Annotated in this window: 10 protein-coding genes and 1 pseudogene; 1 reads left to right on the top strand and 10 read right to left on the bottom strand. The window is 64.3% G+C overall.

Annotation, left to right across the window (positions count from 1 at the left end):
• Position 1 precedes the first annotated feature (1 nt).
• The 5 genes from hisD to O4H62_RS20670 all read right to left on the bottom strand — a co-directional run bounded on the left by hisD (position 2) and on the right by O4H62_RS20670 (position 4,688).
• The gene (gene hisD / locus O4H62_RS20690; protein WP_269390724.1) at positions 2–1,318 is read right to left on the bottom strand and encodes a histidinol dehydrogenase; all 1,317 of its coding nucleotides are present in this window, start codon (positions 1,316–1,318) and stop codon (positions 2–4) included.
• A gap of 30 nt (positions 1,319–1,348) precedes the next feature.
• Positions 1,349–2,677, bottom strand: a complete 1,329-nt coding sequence (locus O4H62_RS20685; protein WP_269390723.1) for a TRAP transporter large permease — start codon at positions 2,675–2,677, stop codon at positions 1,349–1,351.
• A 10-nt stretch (positions 2,678–2,687) separates the two neighbouring features.
• On the bottom strand, positions 2,688–3,203 hold the full coding sequence (locus O4H62_RS20680) for a TRAP transporter small permease (RefSeq protein WP_269390722.1): 516 nt from the start codon (positions 3,201–3,203) through the stop codon (positions 2,688–2,690).
• Between the two features lie 106 nt (positions 3,204–3,309).
• The gene (locus O4H62_RS20675; protein ID WP_269390721.1) at positions 3,310–4,461 is read right to left on the bottom strand and encodes a TRAP transporter substrate-binding protein; all 1,152 of its coding nucleotides are present in this window, start codon (positions 4,459–4,461) and stop codon (positions 3,310–3,312) included.
• The gene (locus O4H62_RS20670; RefSeq protein ID WP_269390718.1) at positions 4,458–4,688 is read right to left on the bottom strand and encodes a hypothetical protein; all 231 of its coding nucleotides are present in this window, start codon (positions 4,686–4,688) and stop codon (positions 4,458–4,460) included. The genes O4H62_RS20675 and O4H62_RS20670 overlap by 4 nt, the downstream gene beginning before the upstream one ends.
• A 111-nt stretch (positions 4,689–4,799) precedes the next feature.
• Between O4H62_RS20670 and O4H62_RS20665 the strand changes: the two genes are divergently transcribed.
• Positions 4,800–5,828: a LacI family DNA-binding transcriptional regulator gene (locus tag O4H62_RS20665; protein ID WP_269390716.1), complete on the top strand. Its 1,029-nt coding sequence runs from the start codon at positions 4,800–4,802 to the stop codon at positions 5,826–5,828.
• A 34-nt stretch (positions 5,829–5,862) separates the two neighbouring features.
• Here O4H62_RS20665 and O4H62_RS20660 read toward each other — a convergent pair whose 3' ends face one another.
• From O4H62_RS20660 to O4H62_RS20640, 5 genes and pseudogenes are all read right to left on the bottom strand, one after another.
• A complete protein-coding gene (locus O4H62_RS20660) occupies positions 5,863–9,237 on the bottom strand; it encodes an error-prone DNA polymerase (RefSeq protein WP_269390715.1) in 3,375 nt (1,124 codons plus the stop codon).
• The gene (locus O4H62_RS20655; RefSeq protein ID WP_430538496.1) at positions 9,234–10,835 is read right to left on the bottom strand and encodes a Y-family DNA polymerase; all 1,602 of its coding nucleotides are present in this window, start codon (positions 10,833–10,835) and stop codon (positions 9,234–9,236) included. Before O4H62_RS20655 ends, O4H62_RS20660 begins: the two co-directional genes overlap by 4 nt.
• Positions 10,744–11,643, bottom strand: a complete 900-nt coding sequence (locus tag O4H62_RS20650) for an ImuA family protein (protein ID WP_269390713.1) — start codon at positions 11,641–11,643, stop codon at positions 10,744–10,746. The genes O4H62_RS20655 and O4H62_RS20650 overlap by 92 nt, the downstream gene beginning before the upstream one ends.
• Positions 11,644–11,794: 151 nt before the next feature.
• Positions 11,795–11,975 (bottom strand): annotated as a pseudogene (locus O4H62_RS20645) (transposase); the annotation flags it as partial.
• 63 nt (positions 11,976–12,038) lie between these two features.
• Complete coding sequence (locus O4H62_RS20640; protein ID WP_269390712.1) at positions 12,039–12,665, bottom strand: hypothetical protein; 627 nt, start codon at positions 12,663–12,665, stop codon at positions 12,039–12,041.
• Positions 12,666–12,723 lie beyond the last annotated feature (58 nt).

Here is a 12,723-nt window from a genome sequence, read left to right as displayed (position 1 = left end):
TTCAGATATCCTCTCCCGTGCCGGAGAGATCGAAATTCTCGCCGGGGAAATATTTGCGCAACCGTATGTCGGCGGTACGTGCATGCCCCTCCATTCCCTCGAGCCGCGAGATCCGCGCGGTCGCCTCGGCAATGGACTTCGATCCTTCCCGGGTGGCACGTTGCCAGGTGACGATCTTCATGAACTTGTGAACCGACAGGCCGCCGGTATAGCGCGCGGCACCCGAGGTCGGCAACACGTGGTTGGTTCCCGACGCCTTGTCGCCAAATGCCACCGTGGTTTCCTCGCCCAAAAACAGCGAACCGTAGCAACCAAGCCGGCCCAGCCACCAATCGGTGTCAGCCGCCTGAACGGTGAGGTGCTCGGGGGCGTATTCGTCGGAGGTTGCGGCCATTTCCTCGCGACTGTCGCAGAGGATAACCTCGGCGAAATCGCGCCAGGCGGCGGTGGCGTTGTCGCGGTTGACCTCGGGCAGGGTCTCGATGTGCTTTGGGACAAGCGCCATGACCGTTTCGGCCAGCGCGCGATCGTCGGTGACCAGCCAGACCGGCGAGTTGTAGCCGTGCTCGGCCTGGCCGACGAGGTCGGCGGCAACGATTTCCGGGTCGGCGCGTTTGTCGGCCAGGATGAGGCTGTCGGTGGGCCCGGCAAACATGTCGATGCCGACGCGGCCAAACAGGATGCGCTTGGCTTCGGCGACGAACTGGTTGCCCGGCCCGACGAGGATGCCCGAGGGCGGGACATCGAACAGGCCGAAGGCCATCGATGCCACGCCCTGGACGCCGCCCATGGCAAGGATGGTGTCGGCGCCGCAGATGTCGGCGGTGTAGAGGATCGCCGGATGGACGCCGACATCGGGACGCGGAGGCGAGCAGACGGTGATGTGCCTGCAGCCGGCCACCTTGGCGGTGGTCACGGTCATGATCGCGGAAGCCACGTGGCTGTAACGCCCGCCGGGCACGTAGCAGCCGGCTGCCTCGATCGGGATTGTCTTCTGGCCCGCCGTCAGTCCCGGGACGATCTCGACCTCGATGTCGGTGAGCGTCTTTTTCTGGGCCTCGGCAAACTTGCGCACATTGTCGTGGGCGAAGCGGATATCGTCCTTGAGCTTTTGCGGCAGGCTTGCCGCGGCGGCCTCGATCTCCTCGCGGGTGACCTTGATGTTGCCGGTGTAACGGTCGAACTTCTCGGCATAGCCGCGTGCCGCCGCCTCGCCGCCGGCTTCGATCTCGTCGAGGATCGACTGGACTGTGTCGCGGACGGACCCGGAATCCGAAGTCGAGGTCTTGACGGCTTTCTTGAGATAGGTGCGGGACATGTCCCCGGTCCTCCTATTGGTATGTGCGGGCTATTGATAGATTGCGGGCAGCAGCGTGGTGGACAGCGCCGGAACGAAGGCGATGAACAGGACCACGATCAGCATGAAGAATACGAAGGGGATCGCTTTCCAGGCAATTCTCAGGATCGATTCCCCGGTAATGCCAGATACGACGAACAGGTTGAGGCCAAGCGGCGGCGTGATGAAACCGACGCCGAGCGCGGTGATCATCATGACGCAAAACTGGATCTCGTTCATGCCGATATTGTCGGCAAGCGGCTTGAGGATCGGGGCGAGGATGACGATGTTGGGCGTCGTTTCCATGACACAGCCGGCGGCGATCAGGATGAAGATCATCATCAGGATGATGACCGTGGGATCCTCGCTGAGCGATGTCACCGCCGCGACGAAGCCCTGCGGCACGCCCATGATCGCCAGCGCTTCGGCCAGCGGGGCGGAAAAGGCGATGATCGGCAGGATCACCCCGTTCACCTTGGCGGAACTGAGCAGCATGGCCGGGAAATCCTCAAGGCTGAGCGTCCGCAGGATGAACCCCATCAGGATTGTCACGACAACGGCCGTGGCTCCGGCCTCCGTCGGGGTCAGCCGCCCGGAGAAGATGCCATAGAAGATGATGCCGGGGACGATAAAGGCATACCAGCCCGATTTCAGCGCCTTGAGGAGGTTTGCGCCCCACTCGCCGAAGGTCATCGGTTCGCCGCCCTCGTATTTGTAGAGGCGGTTGACGACGATATTGGTGATCAGGATCGAGGCGAGGATGCACAGTCCCGGAATGAGGGCTGCCAGGAAAAGGGTGGAGGCGGAGATGCCGAGCACCAGACCGATGATGATGTAGGCGATCGAGGGCGGGATCAGGATGCCGGTGCAGGCCCCGGCCGCGACCAGCGCGCAGGCATAGGGCCGCGGATAACCGCTTTCAACCAGCCGGGCGATGGTCATGCGGCCGACTGCAGCGGCGCCGGCGGCGTCGGAGCCGGAGATCGCCGAGAACATGCCGCAGACCAGCACCGTAGCCGAGCCGAAGCCGCCTCGCGTCCAGCAGGTGAGCGCCTCGGCCACGTCGAGGAACTTGCGGCTGAGCCCGGTGCGCACCAGCACGTCGCCGGTGAGGATGAACAGCGGAACGGCGGTCAGCGCGAAGGCGTCGATGCCGGTGAACAGGCTTTCGCCGACGGCGCTCAGCGGCATGTCGCCGGACATGACGAGCATCAGGATCGCGGCCGATCCGATCGCCGCCCAGACCGGTACGGCGAGCGCGATCAGCGTGACAAAAAGGATGACGGGGGCGTAGAAGTCCCAGCCCAGTTCGACAGTCTGATTGAGTTGTTGCCACAGCATGATCCGGTCCTCAATCGAACAGTTGGTCGCCTTCGTAGACGGGCGTGCCGTCACGAAGGCTCTTGAGATCACGGGCAAGCGACTGGATCAGGCGCCACAGCATGATCGCAAATCCAGCTGGCACCGCCATCAGGAACCAGACCATCGAGACCCTGAGACCGGCACTGACCGATCCGAACTTGGCCGAGACCAGCACCGTTTCGAACGACCAGTAAAGTGCGATGAGGGCGACCACGAACATCACCAGGTCGCCGAAGATGTAGAGCGCCGCCTTGGCGCGTGGCCCGAGGTAATGCATCACCACGTCGATGCGGATATGGCCGCGCTCGCGCACCGCGGAGGCGGCGCCGATCCAGACGAGATAGATGAAGGCGTAACGCACCACCTCCTCGCCCCAGATCGACGAGTAAGCGAAGACCTCGCGGCGAAGCACCTCGACTGCCATCGTCACCACCAGGAGAACGTAGAACATGAGCAGCGCCCACCGCTCCAGGTTCCGGTCCAGCGCGCTTAGAAACTTCGACACGGCGCCCCCTTGCGGCCCGGGCAGGATTCAGCCCGTCCGCCTGAGAAGTTGGGTTGATGAAGTCCCCGCCGCCGGGTCGGTCCGGCGGCGGAGCAGTGCGGGAAACTCAGGCGTCGTGGACGTAGTACTTGCCTCGCGTCCCGGCCGCCTCGACCAGCTTGTCGAAGGTGTCCATCGAGCCGGCCAGTTCGGTCTTGAAGCCGTCCCATTCGGACCGCTGGTAACCGACGGTGTCCTTCCACTCGTTGAGCTGGTCTTCGGTGAGCGAATGGAATTCGACGCCGGACTTGGCCATCTCGGCCATCGCGAAGGCGCGGGCCGACGGCACCTTGGCGAGGTTCTGGTGGAAGCTCATCTCCGACGCCCAGGCGATCGCGTCCTGCACGTCGCCGGGCAGCGTGTTGTACCATTCGAGATTGCAGGCATAGGTCTGGCTGTCGGGAACGGCCTGGGTGAAGGTCACGTGGCTGAGGATATCCTTGAAGCCGAAGGCATAGAGCGCGCCGACCGACGGATCGAGCGCATCGGCCACGCCCTGCTTGATCGCCGAAGGCGTTTCGCCCCAGGCAACCGGCGTCGGATTGGCGCCGCCCATGCGGTAGAACTGCTGCAGCATCTTGGAGCCCGGCACGCGGAATTTCACCCCTGCCAGATCCGCGGGCGTGATGATGGCGGAACCGCCCTGGCGCACGGCCATCACGCGGGGGTCGATGCAGAAATAGAACATCGGCTTGAAGCCGCGCGCCTCGACCAGCGCATCGACTTCCTTCTTCCAGATGCCGGACGTCACGAGATTGACGAAGCGCTGATTGGCGCCGCAGAAATAGGGCATGTTGATGAGGTCAACCGCCGGCGCGAAGGGCGCGAAGTTTGACAGCGAGAACTGGCCGGCATTGACTGTGCCGCCCTGCACCTTCTGAGCCAGCGCCGAGCCGATGCCGAGCTGACCGCCCGGAGCGAGCTTGACATAGACCTTGCCGTTGGAGGCATTCTGGATGTTTTCCTTCACATCGAGCTGCATCATCGGATAGCTGCGCGAGGTGCCGATCACATATTCGGTGGCAAGCGTCATCACGTGCGCTGCCGCGGCTTCACGGTCCCGCTCTTCCTTGGCGGTCTGCGCAACGGCCTCGTCGGACCACAAGGTGCCCGCCGCGCCCAGCAGCATGGCCGCGGTGAATGCTCCTGCGCCAGTCAGCTTGAGAAAGTTGCGTCTTTCTGCGGAAGCCAGTTCGGTTTCGATCTTCTTGTCTGTCATCGGGTTTCCTCCTCCCTATGCATTGCGGTGGAATCGTCGCGCCCGGCCTGCCTTTCGAGCAGGAGAATGCCGGCGACAAAGAAACTGCAGGAGATCGCAAGCATTACCGCCTGCATGACGTCGGACAGGAAAGCTGCACGGAAAAATGCGCCAGCGACCACATCGGCGCCAAACACCGCCATGAACAGGGCTGCGATCCGGAATGCCGGTCTTCCTGCTTGCGTCATGACCCCTCCCAAGGTTCCAACAAAAATCAGTGTAAGCGCTTACATTAATTTGTGCAAGCGCTTACATCGTGCATTCCGTATTTCGCGGGTATAGTGAGCGCAAGAGGGGCAATGAGCGAACTGGCAAAACCAACGCTGGATGACGTGGCGCGCGCGGCAGGGGTGTCGACGGCGACGGTGTCGCGTTGCCTGAACGCGCCGGACCTGGTGATCGCGGCGACGCGCGAGCGGGTGATGCAGGCTGTCGAAGCGCTTGGCTATACGCCGGATTTTGGCGGGCGGGCGCTGGCCTCGCGCCGGACCAACACGGTCGGCGCCATCATTCCCACCATGGACAACGCCATCTTCGCGCGGGGGCTGCAATCGTTCCAGGAAGCGCTGTCGCGCTTCGGCAAGACCCTGCTTGTGGCAAGCTCGGGCTATTCGCCGGCGCGCGAACGCGAACAGATGGAAGTGATGGCGGGCCGCGGCGTCGACGGCCTGTTACTGATCGGCTCTGCGCGACCCGAGGCAAGCGTCGAGTTCCTTCGCCGCCGTGGCATTCCGTTTCTCGGCGCCTGGAACCTGGGCGGCGAGGACGGCTATTTCGTCGGCTTCGACAACCGCGCCGCCGCGGCCGGGCTGACCGAGAAGGTCCTGGCAAAGGGGCACCGCCGGCTCGCCATGATCGCCGGCATCACCGAGATGAACGACCGCGCCGCCGACCGGATGGAAGGCGTACGGTCCGCTGCCGAGCGGGCCGGGATCGGTGCGGACCAGTTGCCGGTGATCGAGGCGGCCTACACTTTCGACGATGGCGCGCGGGCCTTCGGGGAACTGATGGCACGATCGCCGCGGCCGACTGCGGTGCTGTGCGGCAATGACGTGCTTGCGGTGGGCGCGCTGCAAAAGGCCCGCGAGCTCGGCCTGCGGGTGCCCGGGGACGTGTCGATCACCGGCTTCGACGACATCGATCTCGCCGGCGTGGTCGATCCGAAACTGACCACCGTGCGGGTGCCGCACAACCGCATGGGCGAGGCTGCAGCCGAGATGCTGATCAAGCTGATGAGCAAGCAGCCGGTGGAACGGCGCATCGAGATTCCGACGGAGGTCGTCGAGCGCGGAACGCTCGGTCCGCCGCCTGCCGATCCGGTCGCGTGATCACTCCGCCTACCCTGCCCCGCCTGCCTGCATGTCAGTGGAAGTTCCTGCCTTTCGGCAGGGCGCGGGTTGCGGCCCTGGCGGTCGCCAGCTCTTCATAGTCCCGGCGCAGTTCCGGCGCCTCGCGGATCAGCCTGACGATGCGGGCGGCAGGCTTGGTGCGCGGGCGCATGTCCTCGATCGGGCGGCGGACCTCGTCGGCATTGGCAAGCCCGCCCATGTCAGCCGCCATGTCCGAGATCTGCGCCATCATCGGGGTCAGGTCCTCGAGATACTCGGCCACGACATGGATGACGCCGTCCTCGTTCTGCAGCCTGCCACGGACGCCGACGCAGCGGCTGCCGAGCACGATGGCGCGGAACTTCTCGAACACCTTGGGCCAGACGATGATGTTGGCGACGCCGGTCTCGTCCTCGATGGTTTCGAACACCACGCCCTTGGCCGAGCCCGGCCGCTGCCGGACCAGCACAAGGCCCGAGACCTTGACCTGCCGGCCGGAGCGGATGTCCTGCAGATCGGAGTTGGGCCGGCAGCCCTTGCCCGCAAGTCGCTCGCGCAGGAAGGACATCGGGTGCGCCTTCAATGAAAACGACAGCGCCTGGTAGTCATTGATCACCTGCTCGCCCAAGGGCATCGGCGGCAGGTCGACATCGGGTTCCTTCTGCAGATCCTGGGTGTCGGCCGCGGCGAACAGGGGCAGCCGCTCGGCGCTCGAGAGCGGATCGAGCGCCTTGACCGCCCACAGCGCATCACGCCGGTCGAGCCCGATCGAGCGGAAGCAATCGGCCTCGGCCAGCTGTTCGATGGCACGGCGCGGCAGGCCGGATCGCATCCACAGATCGCGGACGCTGTCATAGCCGCGGCCGCGGTTCTGCATGAGCTGCAAGGCCTCGGCTTCACCGAATCCCTTGACGTGGCTCAGCCCCAGCCGCACCGCGTGGGCGTGCTTCATGACATGCTTCATCTCGCGGTGACGCGGCGACAGCGGCTGCGGTTCCGCGCCGGGCTCAAGGGTGGAATCCCAGCCGGAGCAATTGACGTCGACCGGCCGGATCTCGACGCCGTGCTCACGGGCGTCGCGGACAAGCTGGGCGGGGGCGTAGAAGCCCATCGGCTGGGAGTTGAGGATGGCGGCGCAGAAGACATCCGGATAATGGCATTTGAGCCAGCACGAGACATAGACCAGCAACGCGAAACTGGCGGCGTGGCTTTCGGGGAAGCCATATTCGCCAAAGCCCTCGATCTGGCGGAAGCAATGTTCGGCGAAGTCGCGCTCGTAGCCATTGTTCACCATGCCCTCGACCATCTTGGTCTGGAACGAGCCGATGGTGCCGACACGGCGGAAGGTGGCCATGGCGCGGCGCAGCTTGTCGGCCTCGCCCGGCGAAAAGCCGCCGGCAACGATGGCAATGTTCATCGCCTGCTCCTGAAACAAGGGCACGCCGAGCGTCTTGCCGAGCACTGTCCGCAATTCCTCCTTCGGATAGGAGACCTGCTCCTTGCCCTGCCTGCGGCGCAAGTAAGGATGCACCATGTCGCCCTGGATCGGGCCGGGACGGACAATCGCCACCTCGATGACCAGATCATAATAGGTGCGCGGCTTAAGCCGCGGCAGCATCGACATCTGCGCGCGGCTTTCGATCTGAAAGACGCCGATGGTGTCGGCACGGCAGATCATGTCATAGGTGGCGCGATCGCCATCGGGCAGCGAGGAAAGCGTTTCGGCGCGGCCGTAATGGCTCTTGAGCAGATCGTACGCCTTGCGGATGCAGGTCAGCATGCCGAGCGCCAGCACGTCGATCTTGAGCATGCCGAGGCTTTCCAGATCGTCCTTGTCCCACTCGACGATGGTGCGGTCCTCCATCGCCGCGTTCTCGATCGGGATCAGCGACGACAGCTTGTCGCGGGTGATGACGAAGCCACCGACATGCTGCGACAGATGGCGCGGAAAACCGGTGATCTGGCTCGCAAGATCGAGCATCTGCGCCAGGTGCTTGTCGGTGGGATCAAGCCCGGCGCGCCGCGCGTCCTCGGTATCAACCTCACGCGACCAGCCGCCCCACTTGGTGCCGGATATGGCGGAGATCGCATCGTCGGAGAGGCCGAACACCTTGCCGACCTCGCGGATGGCAGAGCGGGCGCGGTAGGTGATGACGGTGGCAGCGAGCCCTGCCCGGTCGCGCCCGTACTTCGAGTATATGTACTGGATCACCTCCTCGCGCCGCTCGTGCTCGAAGTCGACATCGATGTCGGGCGGTTCGTTGCGTTCCTCGGAGATGAAACGCTCGAACAGGAGATCGACCTTGCCTGGATCGACCTCGGTAATTTCGAGGCAATAGCAGACGGCGGAATTGGCGGCCGAGCCGCGGCCCTGGCAGAGGATTTTTTGCGAACGGGCGAAGCGGACGATGTCGTAGACGGTGAGGAAATAGGGTGCGTAGTCGAGTTTTTTGATCAGCTCCGTCTCATGAGCGATGGCCTTGAGCACCTTTTCAGGCGCGCCACCCGGATAACGCTTCTTCAGGCCGACGGCGGTGAGCTTTTCGAGCGCCTCCTGCGCGGGCAGAGGCTCCGGCCCGAGTTCCTCGAACAGCGGCGCGTCGGGGTACTGATAGCGCAACTCATTGAGCGAAAACCGGATGCGCCTGAACAGAATGGCTGCCTGCGCCACCGCTGCCTCGTAGCCCCTGAACAGATGCAGCATCTCGGCATGCGGCTTCAGGTGCCGCTCGGCATTGATCTCAAGCCTTGTGCCGGCGGTGGCCAATGTCCTGCCTTCGCGGATGCAGCTCAGCACGTCCTGCAGCGGGCGGCGTTCGGGCGCGTGGTAGAGCACATCGCCGATTGCCAGCAGCGGCAGATCAAGCTCGCGCGCCAGCCGCGCAAGGCCTGCCATGCGGCGCTGGTCGGCGCTGCCATGGGCGCGCGACACGGCCAGATACAGATGATCGGGGAAACACGTGCGCAACCGCTCCAGCACGGAGGCGAGGCCCGTCCCGGCGACTGCAGCAGGCGCGACGACAGCCATCAGCAGGCCCTGGCCGTGGGTGAGCAGATCCTCGAGCGTCAGATGGCATTCGCCCTTCGGCGCACGGCGCTTTCCGGTGGTCAGCAATTCGCAGAGACGGCCCCAGGCCGCGCGGTCCTCGGGCCAGACCAGAATATCGGGGGTGGCGTCCATGAACACCAGCCGGCAGCCCGGCGCGTAGGCAAGGCCGGCCTCCTTCGCCGCCATGTGACCGCGGACGACGCCGGCCAGCGAATTGCGATCGGTGATGGCGATGCCGCCAAGGCCGAGCCGGGAGGCCTGCACCACCAGTTCCTCGGCATGCGAGGCGCCGCGCAGGAAGGAGAAATTGCTGGCGGCGGCGAGTTCGACATAGGCCGGCCCGGGTGACGGCGCGTTCATGCGAACAGCCCGTGCATGTACCAGGCGGGCTCGCTGGTCTCGCGGCCGTACAGGCCATGACGGAACATCCAGAAGCGGTAACCCTGCCAGTCCTCGACGCGGAAGTAATCGCGGGTGCGGGCGCCGCGGCCATCCCGCCACCATTCGCAGGCAATGCGCTCGGGACCCTCGGAACGGGCAACCTCATAGGAGACACCGCGCCAGCGAAACCTGAGCGGCGGACCGTCCGGCACCTCGGCGATGGTCTGCATCAGTTCCGGCCGGTCGAACAGGATCAATGGCCGGGTGATGATCTCGCCGGGGGCCTCCGGTGCAAGCGCAAGGGCGGCATTGCCGGCTGACGCTCGCCGGGCGGCCAAGCCGGGCGCGCCAAGATGGGCCACCGGCTGGCGGCCGAAACTGCGTTCGGGAATATGGGTGTCGGCAAGCACGAAGCGCTGCACCCGGTCGAGACCGAGCCGGGCGCCGAGCCGGTCGACCAGGGCATCATGGCCCTGCCCGGCGGCTTGGTGCGCCATCATGTCCGTCTGCCCGCCGTCGAACGGGTCGGCATGGACCACGTCGAGCCGGATCAGGTCGAAACCGAAACCGGCGTCGAGATCGTCATGCAGGCCGGCGATGCGTTCGGCGAACAGGCGGGCGATCACGCGGGCATCGCGCAGCGGCCTTGCGGTCTGCACATCGAGCTGGCTGACATGGCCATCGACCCGGAACAGCTTGATCCGGCAGCGGCGCAGGCCGAGGCCGCGGCGTTCCAGCGGCTCGATGATGCCGGCGGCGAGGGCCGCGATCACATGGCCGATCTCGTCCTGGTGGGTGACCGGCTCGGCGAAACGGCGTTCGGTGGAGAGCTCCGCCACCGGCATGATCGGCGAGATCGCCTCCGCCTCGCGGCCCAGGGCCTGGTCGAGCCGTTGCATCAGCCGGACGCCGAAGCGGGCGGCCAGCGGCGCGCGCGGCAGGCTGGCGATGCAGCCGATGGTCTTGAGGCCGACGCGGCCGAGCGAGGCGACCATGTCCGGCGGCAGGCGCAGACCGCTGAGCGTCAGCGGCAGCACCGCCTCGGCATGCGCGCCCTCGGCGATGATCCGGTCCTGGCCATAACGCGCCATGGCCCAGGCGGCGCCCGGTGTGTCGGCGAGGCAGAGCCGGGCATGAAAGCCCTGCGCGTGCAGCCTTGCCTCCAGATCGGCGACCAGCGCCTGTTCGCCACCAAGCAGATGGGCGCAGCCGGTGATGTCCATGAACAGGCCATGATCGCGCCCGGACTCGGGGTCCGAGCCGAGGGCGATCAGCGGCGTGTAGCGCTCGCACCACCCGGCGATCTTCATCAGCAGCGCCCGGTTCGCCTCGTCGTCGGCAGAATGACAATCGAGGTCGGGCACCAGCGCGCGGGCATCGCTGAGCGTCTGGTTCAGACGCACGCCGCGGGAACGGGCGCGCTGATCGAGCGCGACGATGCGGATGGCGTTCTTGACCGTATCTGTGACGACGACAGGCGGTGTGTCAGGATGCGCGTCCAAAATCCTGCCGGCGATCCAGGACTTGCCCCATCTGGCCCGGTGCACCCGGTCGGTCGGCAGGTAGGGGAAGGCGATCGAGAGGATGCGCTGACGGGTTGGCGCGGGATCTTGGATCTGGAGCGGCATGGTGGAAACTTCTGTCTTTGGGGTTCCAGGCTAAAAGCCATTGGCCGGTCCGTCCGGCGCGGTTTCGTTCCAGCGTGAGCAACAGCCGCATTGCCCCCACGCCACGTTCAAGATCGTTGTCCGCCCCCGATATCTCCGTGTTCACCCGCCAGCGCGTTGCCGCTGCACTGGCCTCCTCCTCGCCGCTCTGGCGCAGCGTCAGCGCCAGTACCCCGCTTTGCCGCGCGCGCAGCATCAGCCGCCGCGTGGCGGTGATGTCGAAGCGCGCCGGATTGCCCTTGATCTGGAAGATCAGCGCCGCCAGCCCGGCGCAGCCCGCCGCCTCGTCGGCCGCCCACATGGCGCCCTGCAGATCGCCCGGCTCGACAATCGTGATCGATGACGGGTCGAGCCCGTACTGGGCAAGGCCCGCCGGAAAAAGCCCGCCGCCATCAACGCGGGTGGCCGGATCGCTGACCCAGACGATGCCGCGGCGCCCCATGCGATCAGCCTTGATGGCCCGGGCCGCGAGCCCGAGCGCAAACCCGGTGGCAGCACCTATGTCGCGCGCCAGCGGGCTGCGCACCTCATGCAAACCGCCGCAGGCGAGCCCGCCATCGAGGCAATGGTCGACCGCGCTGGCGCCCAGCGGCAATGGTTGAGCCTCGCTTCCGTCGCCAAGCGCCATTCCCCGGTGCGCCTGGTACGCCTGGGCCTCATAGGCGCGGGTGCGCGCCTTCAAGATATCGGTCGCGGTCTGCAGCCTCGAAAGACTCATGCTTGATCCAGCTTGTTCCTGTTATGTTCTAATAAACACCGGACTCGACGCGAGAGTCAATGAGCAGATTCTTACATAACGACAGATTGGATTTTGACCAGCTTGCGCTTCCGGGCAGACTTCAGAGTTTTCGGCGGATGGTGCCCGAGAGCATCTCGCCGGACAGCAGGCCCGCGTACTTCTTCTTCCAGTTAGAATACGTTCGCGGGCTGAATGTCGGCTTTGCGGGAAATTTCCGCAACGGGCACGCCATCGTCACACTGCTTCAGAATGAACGACTTCCGGGCGTCTGAAAATTGGACGCTTTCATCACCGTGCCTGTTTCCAGCCAGGAAATTACTGCGGAAAACCCTAAACAAAACCGATCCCGTTTCCAGGGATCAGAGCACTTCTGATCACCACACGGAGTAGGTGAATTTCGTCCCGTTCTGACTGACAGTCGCGTTCTTACCAGTTGCTTTGTCGTACGTCTGACCATCCTTTACGACCACATATTGCTCCATAAACTCGGCAAAACCTTTCGTATCGTAGCTGCCTTTTGTACCACTATTGCGGCCATCCGCGTCATAGTAACTGGTCTGGGTCATCGTTGATGTCACGCCCATGGTGGACATATCAAATTCCTGAAGCGTTCCGTCTTTCATTGCTGCAAGATAGGACCGCATGCGCTCGGCATCGGCTCCAGTCCCTTGCGCCCTCTCAATTATAAATTTCATTGCTTCCTGCTCAGAAGAGACTGTTCCCTTTCCGGTCTTCGTCAGACTATAGCTGCCGTCCGCATTATCCGTTCTTTGCGCGCCATCCATGGTGAAAGCGCCTACGGACTCGGAGCTCTTCATGCCTGCAACGATAGCGATGATGTTGCCAATGGCATTCCCGGTCTTGAGCACGTCGTCCGTGTAGCCAGTTGCTTCACTTAGCAATTGCGGTCCGGCTAAAACGGGAGTTGTTGCAGATGTGCTGCTCGCTCCGAAGAGCAAGGAAATCGAGCTGGTGGGAAAAGAATTTAAGGAGGATATCATGATGTCTTCCTATCAAACCATAACGACCGCAATCACATGGCGGCCTTAAAATTTAAAT

Source organism: Parahoeflea alexandrii, from assembly GCF_027214025.1.
In the GTDB taxonomy this organism is placed as follows: domain Bacteria; phylum Pseudomonadota; class Alphaproteobacteria; order Rhizobiales; family Rhizobiaceae; genus Hoeflea; species Hoeflea alexandrii_A.
The sequence above is the reverse complement of the archived record's forward strand: the minus strand, read 5'-3'. Positions and strand labels throughout refer to the sequence as shown.

Excerpts from the sequence above, each read along its gene's own strand:
- hisD (WP_269390724.1), bottom strand. The coding sequence starts at position 1,318 with ATGTCCCGCACCTATCTCAAGAAAGCCGTCAAGACCTCGACTTCGGAT.
- O4H62_RS20685 (WP_269390723.1), bottom strand. The coding sequence starts at position 2,677 with ATGCTGTGGCAACAACTCAATCAGACTGTCGAACTGGGCTGGGACTTC.
- O4H62_RS20675 (WP_269390721.1), bottom strand. The coding sequence starts at position 4,461 with ATGACAGACAAGAAGATCGAAACCGAACTGGCTTCCGCAGAAAGACGC.
- O4H62_RS20670 (WP_269390718.1), bottom strand. The coding sequence starts at position 4,688 with ATGACGCAAGCAGGAAGACCGGCATTCCGGATCGCAGCCCTGTTCATG.
- O4H62_RS20665 (WP_269390716.1), top strand. The coding sequence starts at position 4,800 with ATGAGCGAACTGGCAAAACCAACGCTGGATGACGTGGCGCGCGCGGCA.
- O4H62_RS20660 (WP_269390715.1), bottom strand. The coding sequence starts at position 9,237 with ATGAACGCGCCGTCACCCGGGCCGGCCTATGTCGAACTCGCCGCCGCC.
- O4H62_RS20650 (WP_269390713.1), bottom strand. The coding sequence starts at position 11,643 with ATGAGTCTTTCGAGGCTGCAGACCGCGACCGATATCTTGAAGGCGCGC.
- O4H62_RS20640 (WP_269390712.1), bottom strand. The coding sequence starts at position 12,665 with ATGATATCCTCCTTAAATTCTTTTCCCACCAGCTCGATTTCCTTGCTC.